The sequence below is a fragment of the Streptomyces lunalinharesii genome, assembly GCF_039532155.1.
Taxonomy (GTDB): Bacteria; Actinomycetota; Actinomycetes; order Streptomycetales; family Streptomycetaceae; genus Streptomyces; species Streptomyces lunalinharesii.
In genome coordinates this window covers 72,415-97,920 of the sequence record NZ_BAAARK010000028.1, presented here as the reverse complement: position 1 = coordinate 97,920, position 25,506 = coordinate 72,415, and the positions used below count along the sequence as shown (strand labels likewise).

Here is a 25,506-nt window from a genome sequence, read left to right as displayed (position 1 = left end):
TGCAATTGTCTTCCTAAGACCGCTTGGCCTCCGACTTCCGCCCCACCACCCCACTTCCTCTCCCCCGCTCCCCCGCTCGCCCTACTCCTCCACCACCAACGCCGGCGTGGCGCGGGTGAGGATCTCGCCGCGGAAGAAGGCCGGGCTGCGGCGTTGCATCACGAGCATGAGTACGACGCCGAGGAGCAGCAGTCCGACGCCGATGATGAACACCGAGCCGATGCCGAAGACCGAACTGCCCGATCCGTAGGCCGGGTTCCACATGTCGATGAGCGTCTTGGTGAAGACCGCGGCCAGCAGCAGCCCGCCGAGCAGCGGGAAGACGCCCTTGAGGAAGAGGTCGCGGACGGAGTTGCGCAGTTCGCGGCGGAAGTACCAGGCGCAGGCGAAGGCCGTGATCGAGTAGTAGAAGCAGATCATGAGGCCCAGCGCGTAGATGGTGTCGATCAGCACGTTCTCGCTGATGAAGCTCATCACGGCGTAGAAGACGCCGGTGGCGACGCCGGCGGCGATGGTGGCCTTGCCCGGGGAGCGGAACCGCGGGTGGATCTTGGCGAAGGAGGCCGGCAGCGCCTCGTAGGTGCTCATCGCCAGGACGGTGCGGGCCACCGGGATGAAGGTGGTCTGGAGGCTGGCGGCGGCCGAGGCGAGGACCGCGACGAAGAGCAGTACGCCGAGTGCGGTGCCCATGACGGGGTTGGCGAGGGTGGCGAAGACGTTGTCGGCGGTGTGCGGGTTGCCGAGGCCCAGGCCCTTGCTGCCGACGCCGGCGAACATCTGGGAGCCGACGGCGGTGAGCAGGTAGGAGCCGATCAGCACGAGCATCGCGAGCAGGGCGGCGCGGCCGGGCGTCTTCTCGCTGCCGGCGGTCTCCTCGTTCACGGTCAGGCAGGTGTCCCAGCCCCAGAACATGAAGATCGAGAGGGAGAGTCCGGCGGTGAAGGAGGAGAAGGACTTGACCGCGAAGGGGTCGAGCCAGGTCCAGGAGAAGTGCAGGGAGCCGGCGAAGTCACCGGAGCGCGCCTTGACGACGGCCATCGCCACGAAGACGGCGAGGACGGCGAGTTGGAGGCCGACGAGGGTGTACTGGACGCCCTTGGTCGCGGTCATCCCGCGGTAGCTGATGGCGGTGGCGACGGCGATGAAGGCCAGGCACGTCAGGACGTGGGCGATCCGGTTGTGGTCCAGGGCGGCGATGGTGGGTGAGCCGGTGAGTTCGCCGAGCAGCAGGTAGAAGAAGGAGGTGGCGACGCCGGCGAGGTTGGAGAGCACGATGATCGTCGCGATCACCAGACCCCAGCCGCACATCCAGCCGACCCGCGGCCCGAATGCCTTGACGGTCCAGGTGAAGGAGGTTCCGCAGTCGGGGACGGCCTTGTTCAGCTCGCGGTAGGCGAAGGCGACCAGCAGCATCGGCAGGAAGCCGGCCAGGAAGACGGCGGGCATCTGCACGCCGACCTCGCCGACCGTGGGGCCGAGCGTGGAGGTGAGGCAGTAGACGGGCGCGACGGTGGAGATGCCGATCACTGCGCTGCCGAGCAGGCCGACGGAGTTGCCGCTGAGGCCCTTGCTCCGGGTGTCGCCGGAGCCGCTCTGACTGTTACTGCCGGTAGCCGTGACGCTCGTTACCGTGTCTCCGGTCTGGGGCCGGGGGTCAACCTGAACCATGAACAGGACGTTAAGCGCTGCTGTTTTCGTATCCGGAAGATCATCCTCCGGGTCCCCGCCCTTCACTCCGCAGGAAAATTTGATGCACTAGGCATCCATTCACAAGAAAAATTTGAGTTGAACCTTGGACTTCACGGGCGCGACTGAAGTCTTCCGCATTGCGAGAACCGCAGCACTGTCCGTTTTGTACCGGTTCTAAATTTTCCCGTCCGAATTTCGAACGTCACATTCCCGCCATGCGAACACCCGACGCGTCCACACCGTCGGCACCCCTCCTCCCCTGCTCCCCTGCTCCCCCGCTCCCCCCGCTCCCCTGCTCCCCTGCTCCCCGCCTCACCCCGGCCAGACGATCGCCTGGAGCTCGCTGTAGGCGTGCAGGGCGTACGACCCCACGTCGCGCCCCACCCCGCTGCGCTTGAAGCCGCCGAACGGCGCCTCCATGTTCCGGCCGACCGTGTTGATGCCGACCCCACCGGCCCGCAGCCGGCCCGCCACCCGGAAGGCCCGGGCCACGTCGCCGGACCACACGTAGTCCAGCAGCCCGTAGTCGCTGTCGTTGGCCAGCGCGACGCCCTCCTCCTCGTCGTCGAAGGGCACCACCGTCACCACCGGCCCGAAGATCTCCTCGCGGACCGCCCGCATCGTGGGGGTGCAGTCGGCGAAGAGCGTCGGCGCCACGTAGAAGCCGCGCGCCGGTGTCGGGCGCTCGCCCCCGGTCACCAGGCGGGCCCCCTCCTTCACCGCCAGCGCGGCGTACGCCTCGATGCGGTCCCGGTGGGCGGCGGAGATCACCGGGCCGACCACCGTGCCCGGCTCCCGCGGATCGCCGACGCTCAGGTGCTCCGCGTACCGCGCCAGGCCGGCCACCAGCCGCTCGTAGATCCCGCGCTGGGCCAGCACCCGGGTCGGCGCGGTGCAGATCTGGCCGCTGTAGAACGAGAAGGTGGTGCCGATCCCGGACACCGCCGAGGCCAGGTCGGCGTCGTCGAAGACCAGCGCCGCGCCCTTGCCGCCCAACTCCATCAGCTGCCGCTTCATCTGGCGGCCGCACTCCTCGGCGATCCGCTGGCCGACCGCGGTGGAGCCGGTGAAGCTGACCATGTCCACGCCCGCGGCCGCCACCGCCGCCTCGCCGACCTCCGGCCGCGCCCCGCTGACGACGTTGACCACCCCCGGCGGGGCCCCGGCCTCCGCCAGCGCCTCCGCCATCCGGTACACCGACAGCGGGTCCTGCGGGGCCGGCTTGACCACCACCGTGTTGCCCATCGCCAGCGCCGGCGCGACCTTCCCCGCCGGATTGGCCCACGGATTGTTGTACGAGGTGATGCAGGTGACGACGCCCACCGGGCGGCGCACCGCGACCGCCCCGAAGACGCCCCCGCCGCCCATCGGCCCGGCCGCGTTGATCTGCGGCGGCACCGCGGTCTCCACCGGTTCGAGGGCGCCGCGGGCGTACCGCTCGAAGCGGGCCGCGGACACCCCGACCTGGAGGGCGCGGGCCGTCCCGGTCGTCGCGCCGCTCTCCGCCTGCGCGAGTTCGGCGTAGCCGGCGGCCTCCCGGCGGATCACCCGTGCGGCGCGGTCCAGGACGGCCGCGCGTTCCTCGGGCGCGGTCCGCGACCAGCCGTCGAAGGCGTCCCGGGCCGCGTCCACCGCGGCCGCCACCTGCGCCCGGCTCGCCTCCGGGGCCGCCCCGACGACCTCCTCGGTCGCCGGGTTGATCACGTCGTAGTGGCCGCCGTCGGGCGCCACCCACTCCCCGCCGATGTAGAGCCGCTGTGCGGCCGGGTGCCGGTCCGTGCTCACCTGGTGCTCACCGTCCTCGTGTCCCGCCCGGACCGCAGTACGGTCCCGGGCACCGCGCCGGTCACCACGTCGTCCCGGATCGTCTCCACCCCGTTGACGCGCACGCTCACCACGCCGATCGCGCGGGAGTCCAGCCGGGGGCTGTCCCCCGGCAGGTCGTGCACCAGCGTGGCGGGCGCGGCGTCGATCCGTTCGGGGTCGAAGAGCACCAGGTCGGCGTGGTGGCCCTCGGCGATCCGGCCCCGGTCGCGCAGTCCGAACAGCTGCGCCGGGTCGTCGGTCAGCATCCGCACCGCCGCTTCCAGCCCGACGAGCTTGCGCCCGCGCAGGCAGTCGCCGAGGAAGCGGGTGGTGTAGGGGGCGCCGCACATCCGGTCCAGGTGGGCGCCGGCGTCCGAGCCGCCCAGCATGACGTCCTCGTGTTGCCAGGTCTGTTGCCGCAGCGCCCAGCTGTCCGGGTCGTTGTCGGTGGGCATCGGCCAGAGCACGGTGCGCAGTGCGTCGTTGGCGCAGATCTCGACGAGGCAGTGGAAGGGCTCCTGGCCGCGTTCGGCGGCGATGTCGCGCACCACCCGCCCGGACAGTCCCTCGTTGGCCGCCGAGTAGGTGTCGCCGATGACGTAGCGCGCGAAGTCGGTCAGTCGGCGGAAGACGCCGGCTTCCTTGCCGTGGGCGCGGCGCAGCATCTCGGTGCGGACGTCGACGTCGCGCAGCCGGGCGATCCGCTCGGGCACGGGGAGGCCGAGGACCTCGCCCCAGCCGGGGATGAGGTTGAGGGCGCAGAAGGTGCCCAGCGACATGTTCATCGGGGTGAGGATCGGCATGGTCAGTGCCACGATGCGGCCGCCGGCCTTGCGGGCCCGTTCGCTGGCGAGGAGTTGGCGGGGCACCCGTTCGGGGACCGCGGCGTCGATGGTGAGGACGTTCCAGTTGAGCGGGCGGCCGGCCGCCGCCGACATCTCCACCAGCAGGTCGATCTCGGCGTCGGCGAACTGGTCCAGGCAGCCCGCGACGATCGCCTCCAGTTGGGTGCCTTCGTGGGCGGCGACCGCGCGGGAGAGCGCGAGCAGTTCGTCGGGGCGGGCGTGCCGGGAGGCGACGGGTGCGCCGTCGCCGTCGGAGTGGCTGGCGGACTGGGTGGTGGACAGTCCCCAGGCGCCGGCGGTCATCGCGTCGTGGAAGAGCGTGAGCATGGCGTCGAGTTGGGCTTCGGTGGGTTGCCCGCCGACCGCGTCCGGTCCCATCACGTGGCGGCGCAGTGCGCAGTGCCCCACCATGAAGCCGGCGTTGACCGCGATCCGGCCCTCCAGTGCGTCGAGGTACTCGCCGAAGGTGTGCCAGTTCCAGGGCGCGCCCTGTTCCAGTGCGACCAGCGACATGCCCTCGACCTTGCTCATCATGCGCCGGGTGTAGTCGGCGTCGTCGGGCCGGTCGGGGTGGAGCGGGGCGAGGGTGAAGCCGCAGTTGCCGCCGGCGACGGTGGTGACGCCGTGGTTGAGGGACGGGGTGGCGTAGGGGTCCCAGAAGAGTTGGGCGTCGTAGTGGGTGTGCGGGTCGACGAAGCCGGGGGCGAGGACCAGTCCGGTCGCGTCCTCCCTGGTCCGGGCCTCCTCGGTGACGGTGCCCGGCTGGGCGATCACGGCGATCCGCCCGTCCCGGATGCCGACGTCGGCCGCGAAGGCCGGCGCGCCCGTGCCGTCCACGACGGTCGCGGACTGGATGAGGTGGTCGAGCATGGCGTGCGTCCTTCCTGGGGTGCGGGCGGGTGCTGCGGCGGGCGGGTGCGGGGCCGGTCGGGCTCAGCCCGTCGTCCCGGCCGCCTGTCGGAAGCGGGTGGTCCGGTGCACCGGATCGGTGTCGATCTTCGGGATGACGTGTTCGCCGATGAGCTTGATGCTGTTGAGGGTGTCTGCGTGGGAGATGCCGATGGGCAGTCCGAAGGAGAGTTGGTCGGCGCCGGCCTGTTCCCAGCGCTTGCACTGGCGCAGCACCTCGTCGGGGTCGCCGCAGATCATCAGCTCCTCGGCGATCAGCAGCTCGATGATCTCCTCGGTGTAGTCGGGGAGCAGTTCGGGCCACTCGGGGATGCCGTCCGGGCGCGGGAAGGTGTCGTGGTAGCGGAAGAGCAGCGACTGGAGGTAGTTGAGGCCGCCGCCGAGGGCGATCTCGACGGCTTTTTGGTGGGTCTCGGCGCAGATGGCGGTCGAGGTGACCATCACGTTGTCGTTGACGAAGTCGCCGACGGGTTCGGCGTCCTTCACCGCGTTCTTGTACGAGTCGACGACCCACTCCATGTCGGCGACCTTCTGCACGCTGAAGCCGAGGACGCCGAGTCCCTTCTTGCCGGCCATCGCGTACGAGGAGGGTGATCCGGCGGCGTACCACATCGCGGGGTGCGAACGGCCGTACGGCTTGGGCAGGACCTTGCGCGGCGGCAGCTGCCAGTGCTTGCCCTGGAAGCCCTGGTACTCGTCCTGGAGCCACATCTTGGGGAATTCCGCGATGGTCTCTTCCCAGATCTCCTTGGTGTGGTTCATGTCGGTGATGCCCGGCAGGAACCCCAGGATCTCGTGGCTGCCGGCGCCGCGGCCGGAGCCGAACTCGAAGCGGCCGGCGGAGAGGTGGTCGAGCATGGCGACCTTCTCGGCGACCTTCACCGGGTGGTTGACCGGGGCGAGCGGGTTGAAGATGCCCGAGCCGAGGTGGATCCGCTCGGTCGCGTGCGCGAGGTAGCCGAGGTAGACGTCGTTGGCGGAGAGGTGGGAGTACTCCTCCAGGAAGTGGTGCTCGGAGGCCCAGGCGTACTTGAAGCCGGACCTGTCCGCCTGGATGACGTACTCGGTCTCCTCCATCAGTGCGTGGTGCTCGGCCTCGGGGTCGGCCTGCGCTCGCGCGGCGGGCACGTAGCCCTGCACAAAGAGCCCGAATTCCAAGGGGGTTCACCGTCCCTCATCCGCTGCTGCGGCTATTTCTGACGTACCGTCAGATTGACTGTGCCCCGACTGTTCCAGCGGCACCCGGACCCGTCAATACCCGCAACCCGCAAACCTGACGAGCCATCAGCTACGGGCCTCCGCCCCCGCGACGCCTCCGAACGGCGCTCAGAACGGGCTCACCCCCGCCAGCCACCCCCCGTCGATCACGAACGGCTGCCCCGTGACGTACGACGAGTCCTCCGAGGTCAGGAACAGCGCCAGCCGCGCCACCTCCTCCGGCCGCCCGATCCGCCCCAGCGGAACCAGCTTCCGGTACAGCGCGTCCAGGGCCCGCGCGCTCTTTGTCGCGTCCGCCGTCGGATCCAGCGCCGCCGGGTTCGCCATCGGCGTGTCCACCGCCCCGGGGCAGACCGCGTTCACCCGTATCCCCTGCGCCGCCAGCTCCAGCGCGGCGACCCGGGTCAGCCCGACCACCGCGTGCTTGGTCGCGGCGTACGCCCCGACGTACGCCATCCCGGTCAGCCCCGCGTACGAGGCGGTGTTGACGATCGTCCCGCCGCCGGCCGCCGCGATCCGCGGCGCCACCGCCCGCATCCCCAGGAAGCAGCCCGTCTGGTTGACCGACACCACCTGCTGGAACTCCTCCAGCGGGGTGTCCAGCAGCGCGTTGAACCGCAGGATCCCGGCGTTGTTCACCAACCCGTCGATCTTCCCGAACGCCTCGTCGGCGGCGTCGACCACCCCCGACCAGTCCCCCTCCACCGCCACGTCCAGATGCACGAACCGCGCCCGCTCCTCCCCCAACTCCGCGGCCAGTTCCGCACCTCGTTCGTCCAACACGTCACCGAGCACCACCCGCGCCCCCTCCGCCACGAAGAGCCGCGCCTCCTGCTCCCCCTGCCCGCGCGCCGCCCCGGTGATGACGACGACCCTGCCGTCGAGCTTGCCCATGCCCACGCTCCTGTGGTGTGCGTACGGAGGACGGCCGCAGGCTCCCGCGAGCCCGCCCGGCCGCGGCGCCACGCGCCCCGGTGGCCGCGGCGCTCCCAGCGGCCCGGCCGCTCAGTCGTTCAGCAGCGGCCCGACCTCGGCCCCGAAGGCCGCGACCTGCTCGACGAGTTCCGCCCGCTCCCGGCTGCGGAACCGCACCTGGATCTGCTGCACCCCCATCGCCGCGTACTCCCGCAGCGAGGCGGCGATCCGCTCCGGCGCCCCGACCAGCGTCCGCCGCCCGACGTCCCACCCGGGCTCCCCCACGTACACCGGCTCCGCGATCGTCCCGACCTCGATCGGCTCGGCGATGCCCGCCTCCGCCCGCAGCCGCCGCACCTTCGCGATCTGCCCGGGAAGCTCCTCCCGCCGGTCCCCCTGCGGCAGCCATCCGTCCCCCCGCACCGCCGCCCGCCGCACCGCCGCCGGGGACGAGCCCCCCACCCACACCGGCGGCCGCGGCACCTGCACCGGCCGCGGCGCCTGCCCCAACCCGGCGAACGCGAACCGCTCCCCCTCGAACTCCGGGAACTCCTCCGCCCCCAACGCCGCCTTGAGTGCGTCGATCGCCTCGTCCAGCACCGCCCCGCGCCGCGCGAAGTCCGCCCCGACCGCCTCGAACTCCTCCCGCACGTGCCCGGCGCCGACCCCGAGGATCAACCGCCCACCGGACAGCCGGTCCAGCGTCGCGTACTGCTTGGCGCCGAGCAGCGGATGCCGCAGCCCGACCACCGCCACGTGGCTCAACAACCGCACGCGCTCCGTGACGGCCGCCAGATAGGAGAGCGTGGCCACCGGGTCGTACCACACCGTCCCCATCGGCCCCGCCAGTCGCCGCGGGATCGCCACGTGCTCGCAGCACGCCACGTACGCGAAGCCGGCCCGGTCCGCCGCCCGCGCCACCGCCACCAGGTCCGCCGGCCCGGCGCCCGCCTCCCACTCCTCCGCGAAGAGCGTGCTCTGCGCCTGCACCGGCAACTGCATCCCGTACACCAGCCGCCCCTGCGGCAGCACTCGCACCATGACTGCACCCCTTGTCCATCCCAGCGCCACGCCACCGCGTGCCGCGCGAAGTGCGGTCATGGTGATACCTGACGGTGCATCAGACAAGGGTGCGGGCAACGCAACGACCCCGCCCGCCCCGACACCGGGACGGGCGGGGCCCACCTCCCTCACCGCACCCCACCAGGCACGGCACCCTTCAGGGGACCGCCCGGAACGCTCCCCGCAGGACGGACCGGGCCGACGAGCCACACCCGCCGGCCCCGATCGGGGGAGCTCCTAACCGGGCACGCCACCCGACGCACCCAGCCGCGCACCACGACTCACCGCCACCCGACGGACGTCCCGTAGCGCCCACACCAAATGACCTACCAAGAACCGGAGTTCCCGCTCCGACACCTTCGACTCGCCGAGCATCCCCTCCGCATGGGCGACCAGGTCATCAGCCATATCGAGCTGAACGGCCTCCACCTGGTCCGCCATCCGGGAGACGAACCCCTCCCCGTCCCCCAGGACGAAACAGGTCTTCCCCTCCGGTGACACCCACGGCAACAGCCGGGGCTCCTCCCTCTCACTCACCACCGGTCGTCCCCACACGGCTCCAGCCCGAGCCAGGCACCAACAACTGCAAAAGCGGCTCGAAGAAACGGGCGATACGGTGTGGCATGTTGACGCTCCTCTGAGGCGTTGACCACGCCCCCGGGCCGTTCACAGCGGTCGCGGGGGTCTGTACTGACGCAGCCAAGATTCAGCCCGAGACGGCAGGGAATCCATACCCTGGCGGTAATCTCACCCTGGGATGACTTTGATCCCACCGCGATACCGGAGGAGGACCATGCCGACGGCACTCGTACCGATCGAGCTGCCCGAGTGGGCCTGGCAGCGTCCCGAAGTCTGCGAGGCTTTACGGACTCGCGACGTGGGCGCGGTGTTCCGCCACGTCCAGCAATACGGCGGAGTAAGTCAAGGCAGGATTGCTACGGCCGTAGCCATGACTCAGGCACGGGTGAACGAGGTCATCAACGGACGCCGAGAGATCACACGCCTCGACGTGTTCGAGCGCATCGCAGAAGGGCTGAACATGCCTGGTAGGGCCAGGCACTTGCTCGGCCTTTCGTCGAGACGCGGTGATCATCTACTTGACCCGACCACATTTCCCGAAGTCGTAGCGGTGTACGCAACTCAAGCCGCGGCGGCGGAGGAAATCCGACAACTGGCCGTGTCCGCGCAGCAGGTGGACATCCTCGCGGTACGCGGCCTCGGCCTCATCGGGCTGAACGATTCCCTGCTTCGTTCCCCTCTCAGTCGGCCGGATGGACAGCACGCACCCCGAGTTCGTGTGTTGCTACTCGACCCCGATTCGCCGGCCCTTTCCGTACGCGCGGCAGAGATCGGGGAATCCACAGAATCGCTCGCCGGCGGGGTCAGACTTGCCGAATCCCGATTGCGTGAGCTGTCGAGTGTCTGCGACCTTCACGTGTACCAGTACAGAACACATCCAACATGGCGCATTATCAGGCTGGACAGAACCATGTTCGTATCGGCCTTCGACACCGACTGGGAAGGACATGAGTCGGCCACCTACCGGATTACGGAGACAGCAAACGGCCTACTGTACCGGGGTTTTCAGCGAACATTCGCATCCATGATTGAGACAGGAATCCGTACCGTTTGAACGGAGGGCCGCACATTGATCGAGGCGGAGCTGAAAGCTCGCGTGCAGAACCCCGAATATGTCATGGGGAAACTCGACTTGAAGGCAGAGGGCCGGGCAGAGCTCTATCAAGACACCTACTACGACGACGCGACTGGGAGTCTCGGTGCCAACGACCAAGAGTTGAGGCTTCGCACGATTCACGGTGCCGACTCGTCACGATCCGTTCTCACGTACAAGGAGGCCCGAGTTGATGCGCGATCCGGCTCGAAGCCTGAGTATGAAACGCGTGTGGACAGCCCGGATGCTGTCCATGCCCTGCTACGGGGACTCGGATACGTTCCGGCAATCGCCTTCCAGAAGCGATGCCGGAACTACGAGTTCCGCACTCGCGGCCGCAGCCTGCTGGCTACGCTGGTCCACGTTCCCGAGGTCCAAGGAACTTTCCTGGAAGTCGAAACCCTGGTGTCAGAAGAACGGGAACTCGCCGCGGCGCTGAAAGATATCCGGGCGGTGATGGGTGAACTCGGCCTTGTTGATGCGGACTTCACGGCGGATCTCTACACCGACGCGGTAGCCGCCCGCCGTACCGCCGAGGCGGGAGCCCCACCCGCCTGAGCCAGGCAGCGACCGCTGCCGGGAATCACCCCCCACCGACCGCCGGCCCCCAAAGCCCCTCCCCCGTCAACCCCAGCAATTCGATCGCGTTGCCGCGGACGATGCGGTCGATGACGTCGGGGGCGAGGTGTGACATCTGCGTCTCGGCGACCTGGAGGGACTTGGGCCAGGTGGAGTCGGAGTGCGGGTAGTCGGTCTCGTAGAGGACGTTGCCGACGCCGATGGCGTCGAGGTTCTTCAGGCCGAACGCGTCGTCGAAGAAGCAGCCGAAGACGTGGCCGGCGAAGAGTTCGGACGGTGGGCGGCGGACCTTGTCGGCGACGCCGCCCCAGGCGCGGTTCTCCTCCCAGACCACGTCCGCGCGCTCCAGGATGTACGGGATCCAACCGATCTGGCCCTCGGCGTACATGATCTTGAGGTTCGGGAAGCGTTCGAACTTGCCGCTCATCAGCCAGTCGGTCATCGAGAAGCAGCAGTTGGCGAAGGTGATCGTGGAGCCGACGGCGGGCGGCGCGTCGGCCGACGTGGACGGCATCTTCGACGACGAGCCGATGTGCATGGCGATGACCGTGCCGGTCTCGTCGCAGGCGCGCAGGAACGGGTCCCAGTAGTCGGTGTGGATGCTGGGCAGCCCCAGGTGCGGCGGTATCTCGCTGAAGCAGACCGCGCGCACGCCGCGGGCCGCGTTGCGACGCACCTCCTCGGCGGCCAACTCCGCGTCCCACAGGGGGATGAGGGTCAGCGGGACGAGCCGGCCGCCGGCCTGCGGGCCGCACCACTCCTCGACCATCCAGTCGTTGTAGGCGCGCACCCCGAGCAGCCCCAGGTCGCGGTCCTTGGCCTCGGTGAAGGTCTGGCCGCAGAAGCGCGGGAAGGTCGGGAAGCAGAGGGCGGACTGGACGTGGTTGACGTCCATGTCGGCCAGCCGGTCGGGGACCGCGTACGAGCCCGGGCGCATCTGCTCGTAGGTGATGCCCTCCAGTTTGATCTCGTCGCGGGAGTAGCCGACGGCGGTGTCCAGACGGGTCAGCGGGCGGTGCAGGTCCTCGTAGATCCACCAGTCGGCCAGCGGGCCGTCGTCGCCGGGCGCACCCATCTTCGGGGCGAACTTGCCGCCGACGAAGGTCATCTCCTTGACGGGGGCGCGGACGATGCGGGGGCCGGTGTCGTGGTACTTCGACGGGAGCCGATCCCGCCAGACGCCCGGGGGCTCCACGGTGTGGTCGTCGACCGAGATGATCAGGGGGAAGGGTTCCTGGGGGGCTTCGGGCGCCGCGGTCTCCTTGGGCTGCGTGGTCTCCATGGGCGGTACGGTAGCGCTGATCTGACGGTCCGTCAGTAAGTTGGACGGGGAACGGGCGGGCGAACGGACGGCGCCGGGGCGGTCGCGGGGCGGCGCCGGGCGGTCCGAGCTGCGGCGGGGCGGCGTCGCACGGAGGGCCCGCCGGCGCCCCGCAGGCCCGTACGCAGGCAGTTCGGGCGGCCGGTATCGATCCACCGGCAGTAACAAACCAGCCAGTCAGGAGTGGTGTGCGGCGCGCCGGGTGGACAGCGGCGGGCGTCCGGGCGGCAACCGGGGCGGGCGGCCGGAACCCGGGGCTACGGGAGGGCGGACGGGTGACGGTCGGCGCGGCACACCGCACCCATCAGGGGGAATGGGCCGGACGGGCACCGTTCGACGCGGCGCGAACGAGAACGGAACGTTCCCCTCCGAACTCCCGCCGAATCGCCGTACCTTCCCCGCCGCGCCGCACGAGGAGGCTTTGTGCACGCTCCGGACCCCTACTGACGCGAGGGGTCGCGACAAGGCAGACTGACCGTTGCGCACGAGATAAAGGCGCGAACAGCCTTGACAAAGCGGACAGACGGGACAGGGCAGGGGGACACCATGGACGACGGTCCGGGACAGGTGCGGGAGCGGCTCCGCTTCACCGTGCTCGGTCCCGTGCGGGCTTGGCGCGGTGAGACGCCGCTGGCCGCGGGTTCCCCGCAGCAGCGTGCCCTGCTCGCCGCGCTGCTGCTACGCGGCGGCCGGACCGCCACCGCGCCCGAGCTCGTCGACGCCCTGTGGGGCGACGAACCGCCGCACGCCGCGCTCGCCGCCCTGCGGACCTACGCCTCCCGGATCCGCAAGGCGCTCGGCACCGACGCGGAAGCGCTGGTCAGCGAGTCCGGCGGCTACGCCCTGCGGTCCGTGGACAGTCTCCCGTTAGACCTCGACCACGACACCGCCGAGCAGTACGCCGCCGAGGCGGAGAAGGCCAAGGCCGCCGGCGACCGCTCCCGGGCCCGCGAACTCCTCGACGCCGCACTGGACCTGTGGGACGGCGAACCCCTCGCCAGCGTCCCCGGCCCGTACGCCGAGAACCAGCGCACCCGCCTCCAGGAGTGGCGACTGTCCCTGACCGAGGTCCGGCTCGACCTGGACCTGGAGGCCGGCTGCCACGCCGAGGCGGTCTCCGAACTCACCGCGCTCACCGCCGCCCACCCGCTGCGCGAACGGCTGCGGGAGCTGCTGATGCTGGCCCTCTACCGCAGCGCCCGGCAGGCCGAGGCACTCGCGGTGTACGCCGACACCCGGCGGCTGCTCGCGGACGAGCTGGGCGTGGACCCCTGCGCGTCGCTCTCCGAACTCCACCAGCGGATCCTGCGGGCCGACGCCGAGTTGGCCGCCCCGCCCGTCACGGACTCCGGTTCGCCGGAGGCCACCTTCGTCCGGCCGCGCCAGCTCCCCGCCACCGTCGCCGACTTCACCGGCCGCGCGGCCTTCGTCACGGAACTCAGCGACCAGCTGGCGACGGCGGAGGGCAGCGTGATGGCGGTCTCCGCGGTCGCCGGCATCGGCGGCGTCGGCAAGACCACCCTCGCGGTGCACGTCGCCCACGCCGCACGGGAACACTTCCCCGACGGCCAGCTCTACGTCGACCTCCAGGGCGCAGGACACAACCCGGCCGAACCGGAGGCGGTGCTCGGCGCGTTCCTGCGTGCGCTGGGGGCGGCGGACTCCGCCATCCCGGACGGACTGGAGGAACGGGCCGCCCTCTACCGCTCCACGCTCGCCGGACGACGCGTCCTGGCGCTGCTCGACAACGCCCGGGACGCCGCCCAGATCCGCCCCCTCCTGCCCGGAACGGCCGGGTGCGCGGCCCTGATCACCAGCCGCTCCCGGATGATCGACCTGGCCTCGGCCCATCTGGTCGACCTCGACGTGATGAGTCCCGAGGAGGCCCTGACCCTCTTCATCCGCATCGTCGGCGAGGAGCGCGTCACCTCCGAGCGGCAGGCCGCCATGGCGGTGGTCGGCGCCTGCGGCTTCCTGCCGCTGGCCATCCGCATCGCCGCCTCGCGCCTGGCCGCCCGCCGCACCTGGACGGTCTCCACCCTCGCCAGCAAGCTCGCCGACGAACGCCGCCGGCTGGACGAACTCCGCGCCGGCGACCTGGCCGTGAAGGCCACCTTCGAACTGGGCTACAAACAACTGGAGCCCGCCCAGGCCCGCGCCTTCCGCCTGCTGGGCCTGGCCGACGGGCCGGACATCTCGCTGACCGCCGCGGCCGCCGTGCTCAACCTGCCTCCGGACGACACCGAGGAACTGCTCGAATCGCTGGTCGACACCTCCCTGTTGGAGTCCGCGGCCCCGGGCCGCTACCGCTACCACGACCTGGTGCGCCTGTACGCCCGCGCCTGCGCCGAGCGCGATGAGCACCCGCCCTCAGATCGACACGCGGCGCTCTCCCGGCTGCTCGACTTCTACCTGGTGACCGCCTCCCGGATGTACGCACTGGAACGCCCCGGGGACCGGCTGATCGCCCACATGGAGCCCACCGACTACCCGGGGCTGGACTTCCAGGACCGCGCCTCCGCGTTGGAGTGGCTGTTCAGCGAGGCGGGATGCGTCCTGGCGTGCGCCCGGCAGTCCACGAGCCCGTCGACCCTGCGCCGCGCCGCCGACCTCCTGCTGCTCACCAAGGACCTGGCCGAATCCGGGGCCGACGCCCTCCAGTACGAGCAGGCGAACACCGCCCTGCTGACCGCGGCGCGCGAACTCGGCGACGAACACGCACAGGCCCGCATCCACACCGCCCTGGCCTACGTCCGCACGCTCTCGGGCCGGCTGGAGGACGCCGACGAGAACGCCAAGTCCGCGATGCTGCTCGGGCTCGCCGCCGGGGACGCCTTCTCGTCCTCCTACGCCCCCAACGACCGCGGCATCATCGCCAACGCGCAGCGCCGCCACGAGGATGCCGAGGCGTACCTGCTCCAGGCCCTGGCGGCCTTCCGCGACGACGGCAATCGGCAGTCCGAGGCCAGCGCGCTGTGCAACCTCTCCCGCGTGCACCTGGACACCGGGCGGGTGGACCACGCCATCGGCCTGGCGGAGGAGGGCATCGCGATCTACCGCGAGCTCGGAGCCAAACGACGCCTCGCCAACGGCATGTACGCCCTCGCACTGGCCTACACCCAGGCCGGGCGGCTGCCCGAGGCGGCCGAGCAACTGATGGCCGCCCTGGGCATCTTCCGGGACAGCCGCCAGCGCTTCTGGGAGGGCATGACCAACTACCGGCTGGCCGAGGTGGACCTCGCCGCCGGCCGCCCCACCGCCGCCGCCAACCACGCGGAGCAGGCGCTGACCGCGTTGCGGGGAATCGGCGGGGAACCGTGGCGGGCGAGCGCCCTGACCACGCTCGGCCGCGCCCTGCACGAGATCGGACACGGCGGTCGGGCCCGCGTGTGCTGGCAGGAAGCCCTGACGATCTTCGAGCGGCTGGGCTCCGCGGAAAGCGCCGCGGTGCGCAACCTGCTCACGCCCGCAACGGTGGCCTGACGCCCGTTCAGCCACGCGCCGCCGGCGTTTATCGATCGTTCATCGGTCCGGGCCAATCTTAGGGCTACCGATCCGCCGCCTCGGGGGGCAAGCGGCTCGGTGCCCAGGTCGCGCAGTTATCGTGAGCGGCCGCGTCACGTCCGTCCGGCGGCCAACGGGGGAGTCGCCGGCCGGACTGACAGCCTTCAAGCGCCCATCAGGAGTTGATCGCCATGAGCACCGAGAACACTGTGCAGAATTCGGGGGAACGGGACGTCGTCGCCCCGCGCGACAGTCACCAGCCGATCATCGCGCCGCGCGACAGCCACCAGCCGATCATCGCGCCCGGCACCGCACCGAAGGTCCCGAAGCCCCGGGACCGTGACGTCGTCAAGCCGATGGACAGTCACCAGCCCATCGCCGCCGACGCGGTCACCGCGGAAGCGCCGGCGGACGAGGGCGGGAAGGCGCCGGCCAAGGGGGAGAACCTCACCACCATGGACAGCCACCAGCCCGTCGGCGGAGTCAAGTAGACCGTCGACGCAAGGGGGAACACGGGGGACACGGGGGACGGGGGAGTACGGCCGGAGGACCCGGGGGGGCTCCGGAGGGGGACCCGGATGATTCCGGGAGTTCGTAGGGGCCGGTTTTCCGTGGCTTGGAGGGGAAGCCACGGAAAACCGGCCCCTACGACGTTTTCGTGCGGGAAGTAAAACCTGTAGATGCGCCTCGGCTTTCCATGACAAGGCTCGAACACCTGCACACACTTGACGCTAGTTTGTTTCTGGGAACAGCAACGACCCCCGTTACTTGAGGAGTTGGAATGACCCGCACGAAGAAGTCCCTGGCCGTCGCCGCCATCGCGGCGGCCGTGCTCGGCACCGCCGCAGTGCCCGCCATGGCCGACAACCACATACCCGGGCCGCCGAACGCGGTCTCGGCCCAGGACAAGCACGTGCCGATGGCACCGCAGGACAACCACGCACCGCTGGCCCCGCAGGGCCAGCACGCGGGGCTGGCTCCGATGGACAACCACATGCCCTGACCGGAAGCCGAAGGACAGCCCTCCGGTAGCGGCATCATGGACGGGGCCGGGCCGACGCCCGGCCCCGTCCGCCGTTCTCCAAGGGCCGGACGTTTCCGTTCCGAAACGCTCGGCACGGCCCGGGGAAAGGGCGCGGCACTCGGACGGGGCACCGCACGATATCTGACGATCCGTCAGCTGTGGTGCTACAGTCACGCCCCACCCCGCCCATCCACCCCCGGAGGCGCGCCGTGTTCGAACCCGCCCGTCTACGCACGCTGTGGGAACTGGTCGAGTACCGGGCGAGGGCCTCCGGGGACGCGCCGATGTTCTTCGACGGGGACGACGGGCGGACCGTGACCTTCAAGGCGGTGCGGGACGCGGCGGCGGGCGCGGCGGCCGGGTTCCGCAAGTGGGGGATCGGGGCCGGGACCCGGGTGCTGTGGCAGTTGCCGACCCGGATCGACACGGTGGTCGCGTCGCTCGCGCTGGCCCGGCTCGGGGCCGTGCAGACGCCGGTGATCCACCTGCACCGGGCGCGGGAGGTCGGGTTCGTGCTGCGCGAATCGGCCGCCGAGTTCGCCCTGGTGCCCGGAGCGTGGCGGGGCTTCGACTACGCGGCGATGGTGCGCGACGCGGCCGGGGACCACTGCGACGTGCGGGTGGTCTCGGTGGCGGACGGGCTGCCGCAGGGGGATCCCACGACGCTGCCCGAGGCCCCGGCCGCCGCGGACGACGCCACCCGGTGGATCTACTACACGTCCGGCACCACCTCCGCACCCAAGGGCGTCGAGCACACCGACGCCTCGCTCATCGCCGGCGGCGTGGGACTGGCCACCGCACTGGGCATGACGGCGGACGACGTCGGCTCGATCGCGTTCCCCTACGCCCACGTCGCCGGGCCGGACTACGTGATCGCCATGCTGGTCAGCGGCTTCCCGGCGGTGGTGCTGGAGAGCTTCGACGCGGACCGGGCGGCCGCGGTCTACCGGCGCCACGGGGTGACCATGGCGGGCGGCAGCACCGCGTTCTACCAGGCGTTCCACGACGCCTCGCGGCGCCGCCGGGCCGCCGCGCCGGGCGCCGGGCCGCTGATCCCCTCGCTGCGCCTGCTGTCCGGCGGCGGGGCACCACTGCCGCCCGAGCTGTACCGCGCGGCCGGACGGGAACTGGGCTGCGCGCTGGTGCACGGGTACGGGATGACGGAGAGCCCGATGATCGCGATGGGGACGCCGTACGACGCGGACGAACAGCTGGCGCACACCGTCGGCCGGCCCGTGGCGGGCGCCCGGGTGCGGATCGTGCGGGCGGACGGGAGCGCGGCCGCGACCGGCGAGACCGGTGAGGTCACGGTGTCCGGGCCGATGGTGTTCCGGCGCTACACCGATCCCGCGCTGAATGCCGGGGCGTTCACCGCGGACGGCGCGTTCCGCACCGGCGACCTCGGGCACCTGCGGTCCGACGGGCACCTGGTGCTCACCGGGCGGCTGAAGGACATCATCATCCGTAAGGGCGAGAACATCTCCGCGCAGGAGGTCGAGGACCTGGTGCACACCCACCCGGCGGTGGCCCAGGCGGCGGTGATCGGCCTGCCGGACCGGGAGCGTGGCGAGCGGGTCTGCGCGGTGGTCACGCTCGTCGCACAGCGGGACGGGGCGGCGCCGCCGCTCACCCTGGCCGACCTCACCTCGCACCTGCGGGCGGCGGGGCTGATGACGCAGAAGCTGCCGGAGCAGTTGGAGATCACCGATGCGCTGCCGCGCGGCGGGCCGCTGGACAAGGTCCTCAAGGCGGTGCTGCGGGAACGCTACGGGCAGCAGCCGAGGGACCCGCGCCCGCACCGATGAGTTCGCGGGCGTCGCGGGGTCTGTACTCGTGAGGCCGGCCGCGGTGGCCGGCCCGTAGGAGGAAGGAACCCGCGATCATGACCGAGAAGGCAGCCCCACCGACCCCGTCGACCCCGCCGGTCGACTTCGCGGCACAGGCCCGGGAGGTGGCGCGGCTCGCCGCCGGGACCGCCGACGCGCAGCTGGCGGCGCCCACCCCCTGCCCCGCGTTCGCCGTGCGGCACCTGCTGGGCCATCTGGTCGGGCTGACCGTCGCGTTCCGGGACGCCGCGCGCAAGGACCTGGGGCCGACCACCGACACGCCCCCGGACACCGAGCGCCCGGACGTCACCCCGGGATGGCGCGCGGAACTGGCACGGAACCTCGACGAACTGGCGGCCGCCTGGCGGGTGCCGGCCGCCTGGGAGGGCGAGACGCAGGTGGGCGGGGTCACCCTGCCCGGGGCCGCCGCGGGCCGGTTCGCGCTGAACGAGCTGGTGCTGCACGGCTGGGACCTGGCGCGCGCCACCGGCCAGGAGTACGCACCCGACGGCGCGAGCCTCGCGGTCGCGCACGGCCTGCTGGCGACCGTGGGCGACGAGGCGCGCGACGGGTCGCTCTTCGGGCCGGCGGTCCCGGTGGCGCCGGACGCGCCGCTGCTGGACCGGGTGGTGGCCCTCGGCGGACGCACACCGGACTGGACGGCGGCGACGACGGCGGCGGCGGCACCGGCGGACGGCGACGCGCGGTGAGCGGTGAGTGGTGAGTGGTGGACGGTGAGGGGTGGACGGTGAGCGGCTGGCGGGCGCCCGGCCCTTGACCCTCACATCCGTGTCAGGGCTTAGGAAGGGGGCGTCCGACCGAGTCACGCGTACCGCGGAGGTCCCATGAGCGACGCCGTCACCACCCAGCACACCACCGCGCACCCCGCCGTCCCAGATGCGGTCACCGGGCGGCCGGACCGGATGCGGCTGCACGTCGTCCTGCCGTCCGAGGCGGGCACGATGCCCGCCCCGGAGCTGGTCCGACTGGCCCGGGAGGCCGAGGAGCTGGGGTACGCGGGGGTCTGGCTGCCGGACCACCTGCTGCCGCCGGGCCCGTACGGACGGCCGCCGGAGGGCTACGGCGGGGTGTACGAGGCGCTGACCACGCTCGCCTTCCTGGCCGCCGCGACGGAACGGCTCACGCTGGGGACGTCGGTGCTGATCGCACCGCTGCGCGAACCGCTGCTGCTGGCCCGGCAGTCGGCGACGCTGGCGCGGCTGAGCGGCGGCCGGTTCGTGCTGGGCGTCGGCGTGGGCTGGCAGCCGTACGAGTTCGCGGCGGCCGGCGTCGGCTTCGGCGACCGGGGTGCGCGCACGGACCGGACGCTGCGGCTGGTGCGACACCTGCACACGGGGGCCGGCGGGCCCTACGACGACGGGCAGGTGGCCTTCGACGGGCGGGCGGTGTTCGCGCCGGTGCCGCGGGAGCCGGTGCCGTTCCTGATCGGCGGGAACTCGGACGCGGCGCTGCGCCGCGCCGCGGAGTTCGGCGGCCACTGGCAGGGGGTGGGACTCACCCCCGGGCAGTTCGCCGAGCGGGCCGCGGAGTTGGCCCGGCGGGCCGCGTCGCGCGGGACCCGGGTGACGGCCGGCACCCGGATCGGCTGGGACGGCCCGGACCGCACGGTGGCGGACGTGGCGGCCGAGGTCGCCGACTGGGAGGCGGCGGGCGCCGCGGACCTCGGGGTGTGGTTCGGGTCGGCGGACGCCGGGTTCGCGGACCGGATGCGGGCGCTGGCGGAACGGACCGGAGTCACCGGCGGCCGCGTCGCACGGTGAGCGCACCGGGCGGCGCCGGCCGTCGCACGGTGCGCGCGTCGCGGGCCGTTCGGCCGCACCGGAAACGGGGAAGGCCGTTCCGGGCGGGGGCGTCGTCGGGACGCCCGGCCTCGGAACGGCCGCCGGGGGTGCGGGCGTCAGCCGATGGGGTTGACGAAGGTGGCCGGGTGGGTGGCGCCGCGCTGGTCGAGGAGCGTGCCCCAGGGCCACTCGACCTTCAGCGAGGTGGTCTCGTTGGGCGGGGTGATCTCCACCCACGCCGGCTGGTAGAAGCCCTCGTTCTCCTTGGTCATGGCGACGTTGAGCACGACGTCGGTGCTGTCGCCGGGCGCCAGGGTGATCGAGCTGAACTTGGCCGAGGAACGGACCAGCGACCACCGCTCGCCGCCGTTGATGGACGTGAGGTCCACGCCCGGGAACCCGCCGATCTTGCAGGCGCGGCTGCCCTTGTTGACCAGGTTGATGCTGGTGGTCGTCGACCCGCCCGCGTCCTCGTCCGGGACCGCGTCCCCGCCGGTGTTGAACGACGCCTTCAGCCCGGAGGTGTGGCAGCGCTCGACGCCCGAGCCCGCCCCGCCGGCGGCGGCGTGCGGGGCGGGCGCCTGCTTGCCCGCGCCCCCCGCCTTCGTGCCGCCCTCGGCACCCCCGCCCGCCTTGGCCGCGCTCTCCGGCGCGTCGGCGGCGGTACCGGCGGCGTCGGTGGCGGAGCCGGCCGCGTCGGTGGAGGAACCGCCGGCGTCCACGCCGGCGGCGCCGACCGCTCTCTCCGTGCCGCCGGCGGCCTTGGCGCCGGGTACGTCCGAGCCGGAGCACGCGGTCAGGGTCAGGCCGGCGACCGCGGTCAGCGCCGCGGCGGCGATCCGCAGGGTGCGGCGGCGGGCGTTGCGGACGGCGGTGTTGGAGCTCATGGCAGGTCCCCCCGGGACGGTCGGTGTCGTTGTCTCCTCGGTACGACACCTACTCTGTCCCGGCGCCCTGGCGTCCGGCTGCCGGGCGGCTAACGCCCCGCTAATGCCTCCGTGGTCGCGCCCCGCACGGGCTCCGGGGCCGGCCCCCGGCCCGTGCGCCGGCCCCGTCGGCCGTCAGCGCGCCCCGCCCCGCCCGGCGTGCGAACCGCCCTGCCGCAGCCGCCCCTTGACCACCTTGCCGCTCGCGTTGCGCGGCAGTCCGGCGACGAACTCGACCTCCCGGGGGACCTTGTAGTTCGCCATCTCCCGCCGTGACCAGGCGATGAGGTCGTCCGCGGTGAGCCCGGAACCGTGGCGGCGGACCGCGTACGCCTTGCCGACCTCGCCGAGGCGGCGGTCGGGGACGCCGATGACCGCGACCTCGGTGATGTCCGGGTGGCGGGCGAGGAGTTGCTCTATCTCGGCGGGATAGGCGTTGAAGCCGCCGACGATGAACATGTCCTTGATGCGGTCGGTGATCCGGAGGTTGCCGGCCTCGTCCAGGACGCCGACGTCGCCGGTGCGCAGCCAGCCGTCGGGGGTGATCGCGGCGGCGGTGGCGGCCGGGTCCTCGAAGTAGCCGGACATGACGTGGTAGCCGCGGACCAGGATCTCGCCGGCCTCGCCGGGCGGCTGCGGGCGGCCGGCGGGGTCCACGACCCGGACCTCGGTGTCCGGTACGGCGCGCCCGGAGGTCGCCGCGACCACCTCGGGCGGGTCGCCGCGCCGGCACATGGTGACGACGCCGGTGCTCTCCGACAGGCCGTAGGCGGTCAGGACGGTGGCCACCTTCAGCTCGCCGCGCAGCCGTTCGACCAGCTCCAGCGGGACGACGGCAGCGCCGGTGACGACCAGCCGCAGCGCCGACAGGTCGTGCAGGGCGCGGTCGGGGTGGTCGAGGAGCTGCTGGTGGAGGGTGGGCGGGCCGGGCAGCACGGAGATCGCCTCGGCGGCGATGTTGGCGAGCGCGGTCTCCACGCTGAAGACCGGCTGCGGGACCATCGTGGCGCCGCGCAGCAGGCAGGCGACGATGCCGGCCTTGTAGCCGAAGGTGTGGAAGAAGGGGTTGACGATGAGGTAGCGGTCGCCCTCCGCCAGGCCGGCCAGTGCGCTCCAGACGTCGAAGGCGCGCAGGGTCTGGCCGTGGGTGATCACGGCGCCCTTGGGATGGCCGGTGGTACCGGAGGTGAAGATGATGTCGGAGGGGTCGTCGGGGCCGAGGGCGTCGGCGCGGGCCCGGACCGCCTCGGGCGGCACCGCCGCACCGGCGGCGAGGAAGTCGCGCCAGGTGGTGAAGTCGGCGGGGGCGTCGTCGGCGAGCACCACCACCCGTTCGAGGTGCGGCAGCGCGGGCAGCGGGCCGCGGCCGTCGCCCCGCTCGGCGGCGCGGCGCAGTGAGGCGACGTAGGAGGTGCCGAGGAAGGTGCCGGTGACGAAGAGGACCTTGGCGCGGGTGCGGCGCAGCACGTCGGCCGCCTCGGCGCCCTTGAAGCGGGTGTTGACCGGGACGAGGACCGCGCCGGAGGTCACCGCGCCGAGGGCGGAGACGATCCAGTCGAGGGTGTTGGGCGCCCAGACCGCGACCCGGTCCCCGGGGGCGACGCCGGCGGCCACGCAGGCCGCGGCGGCCCGCTCCACCCGCCCGCCCAACTCGGCGTAGGACACCCGGGTGCGGCCCTCGACGACGGCCTCCCGGGGGCCGTACCGCGCGGCGGCCGCGCGCACCAGGTGTGCCAGCGAGCCGTAGGCCACGTCCGCCCGCGCATCGAGCCGTTCGCCCATCGCACTGCCTCCCGTTCCCGGCAAAGACCCCGCACCGCACTAGCTGACTGTCCGTCAGATTAGCGGTAGCCTCCTCCGCTGTCAGCAGTGACGGCCGAGCACGGAGGTGGCGATGGGGGCGACCCTCAAGGACGCTACGGCGATCGTCGGTATCGGACAGACGGCCTTTGCCAAACGACTCCCCGAATCCGAACGGACCTTGGCGTGCCGGGCGATCGTCGCGGCCCTGGACGACGCCGGGATCGCCCCCTCCGAGGTGGACGCCTTCGCGTCGTACACCATGGAGGAGACCGACGAGGTCGAGATCGCCAAGTCCATCGGCGCCGGGGACGTCACGCACTTCTCCAAGGTCGGCTACGGCGGCGGCGGTTCCTGCGCGACGGTCGCGCACCTGGCCGCCGCGATCGCCACCGGACAGGCGAACGTCGGCGTCGCCTGGCGGTCCCGCAAACGCGGCTCCGGACCCCGCCCGTGGACCAACACCAACACCCAACTCCCCACCCCCGCACAGTGGACCCGGCCCTTCGGCCTGCTCCGGCCCGCCGACGAGATCGCCATGCTGGCCCGGCGCTACATGCACGAGTACGGCGCCACCCGCGACCACTTCTTCAACGTCGCGCTGGCCTGCCGCAACCGCGCCAACCAGAACCCGGCCGCGGTGACGTACGACCGCCCGCTGACCCGCGAGATGTACATGACCGCCCGCTGGATCAGCGAACCGCTCTGCCTCTTCGACAACTGCCTGGAGACGGACGGCGCCCTGGCCTGCGTCGTGGTCTCCGCCGAGCGCGCCCGCGACTGCCGCCGACGCCCGGTCTACGTCCACGCCGCGGCCCAGGGCCTGCCCGCCCAGCACCACGGGATGGTCAACTACTGGACCGACGACCCGCTCAGCGGCCCGGCCCAGGCCGCCGCCCGCCACCTCTGGAAGAGCGCCGACCTCGGACCGCAGGACGTCGACGTGGCGCAGATCTACGACGCGTTCACCCCCCTGATACCCCTGACCCTGGAGGGGTACGGCTTCTGCGGGCGCGGGGAGGGCGCGGCCTTCACCGAGGGCGGCGCCCTGGAGATCGGCGGCCGACTCCCCCTCAACACCGCCGGCGGCGGCCTCTCCGAGGCGTACCTGCACGGCTTCAACCTCATCACCGAAGGCGTCCGCCAACTGCGCGGCACCAGCACCGCGCAGGTGCCCGACGCCGCCACCTGCCTCGTCACCGCGGGCGAGTGCGTGCCCACCTCCGCGCTACTGCTGAGGAGTTGATCCGAGATGCGCGCAGACCACTCCCCCGGCGGGACCGCCGCCGACACCGATTCCGTGACCGTCCGTGACTCCATGACCACAAGCCTGCCACCCGCCACTGACAATCCCCCGTCCCCCGACGCCGACCTACTGGCCCCCGTCCCCGACGACGACGGCGCCCCCTTCTGGGAGTACGCGGCCCGCGGCGAACTCCGCGTGCAGACCTGCACCGACTGCGACGAACCGCGCTTCCCGCCCCGCCCCTGCTGCCCGCACTGCCAGTCGTTCACCGCCCACTGGCAGCGGACGAGCGGCCGCGGCCGGATCTGGTCCTTCGTCGTGCCGCACCCGCCGCTGCTGCCCGCCTACGCGGCCCAGGCCCCCTACAACGCGATCGTCGTGGAACTCGCCGAGGCACCGCGGATCCGCCTGGTCGGCAACCTCGTCACCGCCGCCGACGCCGCCCTGAACTCCGTCGACCCGGCCAAGCTGCGCATCGGCGCCCCGGTGAAGGCCGTCTTCCACCGCACGCCCGACGGCCTCACCGTCCCGCGCTGGGTCCTGGAGCGGCCGTGACGTCCCCCGGGGTCCGCACCGAGACCGTCGACGGGGTCGCCCTGGTCACCCTGGACCGACCCGACCGACACAACGCCCTCGACCTGGCCACCGCCGACGAACTCGCCGCCATCTGGCGGGGGTTGCGCTTCGACGACACGGTGCGCGCGGCGGTCCTCACCGGGGCCGGCGGCCGCGCCTTCTGCACCGGCCTGGACCGATCCGCCGACGTCCCCCAGCCCACCGGCCCGTTCTCCCTCGACGACCCGCTGCTGCGGATCGGCCCGAAGGCCAACGACCTGTGGAAACCGGTGCTCGCCGCGGTCGAGGGGATGGCCTGCGGCGGCGCCTTCTACCTGCTGGGCGAGGCGGAGTTCCTCATCGCCGCCGAGGACGCCACCTTCTTCGACCCGCACACCACCTACGGGATGGTCAGCGCCTACGAGTCCATCCTCATGGCGCAGCGGATGCCGCACGGCGAGATCGCCCGGCTCGCGCTGATGGGCACCGCGGAACGGCTGGGCGCCCGCCGCGCCCACGCCGTCGGCCTGGTCTCCGAACTGACGGCGCCCGGCGCCGCCGCCGAGACCGCGCTGCGCCGTGCCGCGGTGCTGGCCGCGCAGCCCACCGAGGCCGTCCAGGGCACCGTCCGCGCGCTGTGGGCGGCCAAGGAGGCCACCCGGGCCCAGGCACTGGCGCACGCCCCGCAGCTGATCGCGCTGGGCAACCTCCCGCCGGAGCGGCAGGCCGCCCTGTTCGCCGCCCGCCCGCGGACCTCCACCCGAACCGCCCCGCCGCCCGTCAGATGACCGGCGGCACACCCCGGCA

Annotated in this window: 21 protein-coding genes; 11 read left to right on the top strand and 10 right to left on the bottom strand. The window is 72.2% G+C overall.

From position 1 onward, the window contains the following. Positions 1-81: 81 nt before the first annotated feature. The 7 genes from ABD385_RS31135 to ABD385_RS31105 form a co-directional block, all read right to left on the bottom strand. Positions 82-1,668: an APC family permease gene (locus ABD385_RS31135; RefSeq protein WP_344582320.1), complete on the bottom strand. Its 1,587-nt coding sequence runs from the start codon at positions 1,666-1,668 to the stop codon at positions 82-84. 333 nt (positions 1,669-2,001) lie between these two features. Then, the gene (locus tag ABD385_RS31130) at positions 2,002-3,474 is read right to left on the bottom strand and encodes an aldehyde dehydrogenase family protein (protein ID WP_344582318.1); all 1,473 of its coding nucleotides are present in this window, start codon (positions 3,472-3,474) and stop codon (positions 2,002-2,004) included. Then, complete coding sequence (locus ABD385_RS31125) at positions 3,471-5,210, bottom strand: N-acyl-D-amino-acid deacylase family protein (RefSeq protein ID WP_344582317.1); 1,740 nt, start codon at positions 5,208-5,210, stop codon at positions 3,471-3,473. Before ABD385_RS31125 ends, ABD385_RS31130 begins: the two co-directional genes overlap by 4 nt. A gap of 63 nt (positions 5,211-5,273) precedes the next feature. Then, complete coding sequence (locus ABD385_RS31120; RefSeq protein WP_344582316.1) at positions 5,274-6,407, bottom strand: LLM class flavin-dependent oxidoreductase; 1,134 nt, start codon at positions 6,405-6,407, stop codon at positions 5,274-5,276. A 168-nt stretch (positions 6,408-6,575) separates the two neighbouring features. Beyond that, entirely contained in the window at positions 6,576-7,361 is a 786-nt protein-coding gene (locus ABD385_RS31115) for an SDR family NAD(P)-dependent oxidoreductase (RefSeq protein WP_344582314.1), read from the bottom strand. 111 nt (positions 7,362-7,472) lie between these two features. Further along, on the bottom strand, positions 7,473-8,423 hold the full coding sequence (locus ABD385_RS31110; RefSeq protein WP_344582312.1) for a TIGR03619 family F420-dependent LLM class oxidoreductase: 951 nt from the start codon (positions 8,421-8,423) through the stop codon (positions 7,473-7,475). Positions 8,424-8,681: 258 nt separating this feature from the next. Beyond that, positions 8,682-8,981, bottom strand: a complete 300-nt coding sequence (locus ABD385_RS31105; protein WP_344582310.1) for a hypothetical protein — start codon at positions 8,979-8,981, stop codon at positions 8,682-8,684. Between the two features lie 256 nt (positions 8,982-9,237). On the opposite strand from ABD385_RS31105, the gene ABD385_RS31100 reads away from it, so the two are divergent. Both ABD385_RS31100 and cyaB read left to right on the top strand, forming a co-directional pair. Beyond that, the gene (locus tag ABD385_RS31100) at positions 9,238-10,077 is read left to right on the top strand and encodes a helix-turn-helix domain-containing protein (protein WP_344582308.1); all 840 of its coding nucleotides are present in this window, start codon (positions 9,238-9,240) and stop codon (positions 10,075-10,077) included. Between the two features lie 15 nt (positions 10,078-10,092). After that, positions 10,093-10,674 carry a class IV adenylate cyclase gene (cyaB, locus tag ABD385_RS31095; RefSeq protein WP_344582306.1) on the top strand — a complete coding sequence of 194 codons (582 nt, stop codon included), beginning with the start codon at positions 10,093-10,095 and terminating at the stop codon, positions 10,672-10,674. A 25-nt stretch (positions 10,675-10,699) separates the two neighbouring features. Here the strand turns inward: cyaB and ABD385_RS31090 are convergent, their stop codons facing one another. Further along, positions 10,700-11,977 carry an amidohydrolase family protein gene (locus ABD385_RS31090; protein WP_344582305.1) on the bottom strand — a complete coding sequence of 426 codons (1,278 nt, stop codon included), beginning with the start codon at positions 11,975-11,977 and terminating at the stop codon, positions 10,700-10,702. Positions 11,978-12,562: 585 nt separating this feature from the next. Here ABD385_RS31090 and afsR point away from each other — a divergent pair. The 6 genes from afsR (at position 12,563) to ABD385_RS31060 (ending at position 20,151) form a co-directional block, all read left to right on the top strand. Then, on the top strand, positions 12,563-15,499 hold the full coding sequence (afsR, locus tag ABD385_RS31085; protein WP_344582304.1) for an SARP-family global regulator AfsR: 2,937 nt from the start codon (positions 12,563-12,565) through the stop codon (positions 15,497-15,499). A 212-nt stretch (positions 15,500-15,711) separates the two neighbouring features. Further along, positions 15,712-16,011 carry a hypothetical protein gene (locus tag ABD385_RS31080; RefSeq protein ID WP_344582303.1) on the top strand — a complete coding sequence of 100 codons (300 nt, stop codon included), beginning with the start codon at positions 15,712-15,714 and terminating at the stop codon, positions 16,009-16,011. Between the two features lie 290 nt (positions 16,012-16,301). Further along, a complete protein-coding gene (locus ABD385_RS31075) occupies positions 16,302-16,523 on the top strand; it encodes a hypothetical protein (RefSeq protein WP_344582302.1) in 222 nt (73 codons plus the stop codon). A gap of 230 nt (positions 16,524-16,753) precedes the next feature. Continuing rightward, positions 16,754-18,349, top strand: a complete 1,596-nt coding sequence (locus tag ABD385_RS31070) for a class I adenylate-forming enzyme family protein (protein WP_344582300.1) — start codon at positions 16,754-16,756, stop codon at positions 18,347-18,349. 77 nt (positions 18,350-18,426) lie between these two features. Beyond that, entirely contained in the window at positions 18,427-19,080 is a 654-nt protein-coding gene (locus ABD385_RS31065) for a TIGR03086 family metal-binding protein (RefSeq protein WP_344582299.1), read from the top strand. 135 nt (positions 19,081-19,215) lie between these two features. Next, entirely contained in the window at positions 19,216-20,151 is a 936-nt protein-coding gene (locus tag ABD385_RS31060; protein WP_344582298.1) for a TIGR03619 family F420-dependent LLM class oxidoreductase, read from the top strand. 137 nt (positions 20,152-20,288) lie between these two features. Here ABD385_RS31060 and ABD385_RS31055 read toward each other — a convergent pair whose 3' ends face one another. Beyond that, positions 20,289-21,059, bottom strand: coding sequence for a DUF4232 domain-containing protein (locus ABD385_RS31055; RefSeq protein ID WP_344582297.1), 771 nt, complete (start codon positions 21,057-21,059; stop codon positions 20,289-20,291). A 174-nt stretch (positions 21,060-21,233) separates the two neighbouring features. Further along, complete coding sequence (locus tag ABD385_RS31050) at positions 21,234-22,880, bottom strand: FadD3 family acyl-CoA ligase (RefSeq protein ID WP_344582296.1); 1,647 nt, start codon at positions 22,878-22,880, stop codon at positions 21,234-21,236. Positions 22,881-22,992: 112 nt separating this feature from the next. Here ABD385_RS31050 and ABD385_RS31045 point away from each other — a divergent pair, with 112 nt between their 5' ends. From ABD385_RS31045 to ABD385_RS31035, 3 genes are all read left to right on the top strand, one after another. Further along, positions 22,993-24,144, top strand: a complete 1,152-nt coding sequence (locus tag ABD385_RS31045) for a lipid-transfer protein (RefSeq protein WP_344582294.1) — start codon at positions 22,993-22,995, stop codon at positions 24,142-24,144. A gap of 72 nt (positions 24,145-24,216) precedes the next feature. Then, positions 24,217-24,699 carry a Zn-ribbon domain-containing OB-fold protein gene (locus tag ABD385_RS31040; RefSeq protein ID WP_344582328.1) on the top strand — a complete coding sequence of 161 codons (483 nt, stop codon included), beginning with the start codon at positions 24,217-24,219 and terminating at the stop codon, positions 24,697-24,699. Then, positions 24,696-25,487 (top strand): enoyl-CoA hydratase/isomerase family protein, encoded by a 792-nt coding sequence (locus ABD385_RS31035; RefSeq protein ID WP_344582292.1) that lies wholly within the window; start codon positions 24,696-24,698, stop codon positions 25,485-25,487. The genes ABD385_RS31040 and ABD385_RS31035 overlap by 4 nt, the downstream gene beginning before the upstream one ends. Positions 25,488-25,506: the final 19 nt, after the last annotated feature.

Excerpts from the sequence above, each read along its gene's own strand:
- ABD385_RS31055 (WP_344582297.1), bottom strand. The coding sequence starts at position 21,059 with ATGAGCTCCAACACCGCCGTCCGCAACGCCCGCCGCCGCACCCTGCGG.
- afsR (WP_344582304.1), top strand. The coding sequence starts at position 12,563 with ATGGACGACGGTCCGGGACAGGTGCGGGAGCGGCTCCGCTTCACCGTG.
- ABD385_RS31110 (WP_344582312.1), bottom strand. The coding sequence starts at position 8,423 with ATGGTGCGAGTGCTGCCGCAGGGGCGGCTGGTGTACGGGATGCAGTTG.
- ABD385_RS31075 (WP_344582302.1), top strand. The coding sequence starts at position 16,302 with ATGACCCGCACGAAGAAGTCCCTGGCCGTCGCCGCCATCGCGGCGGCC.
- ABD385_RS31080 (WP_344582303.1), top strand. The coding sequence starts at position 15,712 with ATGAGCACCGAGAACACTGTGCAGAATTCGGGGGAACGGGACGTCGTC.
- ABD385_RS31090 (WP_344582305.1), bottom strand. The coding sequence starts at position 11,977 with ATGGAGACCACGCAGCCCAAGGAGACCGCGGCGCCCGAAGCCCCCCAG.
- ABD385_RS31135 (WP_344582320.1), bottom strand. The coding sequence starts at position 1,668 with ATGGTTCAGGTTGACCCCCGGCCCCAGACCGGAGACACGGTAACGAGC.
- ABD385_RS31115 (WP_344582314.1), bottom strand. The coding sequence starts at position 7,361 with ATGGGCAAGCTCGACGGCAGGGTCGTCGTCATCACCGGGGCGGCGCGC.
- ABD385_RS31040 (WP_344582328.1), top strand. The coding sequence starts at position 24,217 with ATGACCACAAGCCTGCCACCCGCCACTGACAATCCCCCGTCCCCCGAC.
- ABD385_RS31045 (WP_344582294.1), top strand. The coding sequence starts at position 22,993 with ATGGGGGCGACCCTCAAGGACGCTACGGCGATCGTCGGTATCGGACAG.
- ABD385_RS31050 (WP_344582296.1), bottom strand. The coding sequence starts at position 22,880 with ATGGGCGAACGGCTCGATGCGCGGGCGGACGTGGCCTACGGCTCGCTG.
- ABD385_RS31100 (WP_344582308.1), top strand. The coding sequence starts at position 9,238 with ATGCCGACGGCACTCGTACCGATCGAGCTGCCCGAGTGGGCCTGGCAG.
- ABD385_RS31125 (WP_344582317.1), bottom strand. The coding sequence starts at position 5,210 with ATGCTCGACCACCTCATCCAGTCCGCGACCGTCGTGGACGGCACGGGC.
- ABD385_RS31065 (WP_344582299.1), top strand. The coding sequence starts at position 18,427 with ATGACCGAGAAGGCAGCCCCACCGACCCCGTCGACCCCGCCGGTCGAC.
- ABD385_RS31060 (WP_344582298.1), top strand. The coding sequence starts at position 19,216 with ATGAGCGACGCCGTCACCACCCAGCACACCACCGCGCACCCCGCCGTC.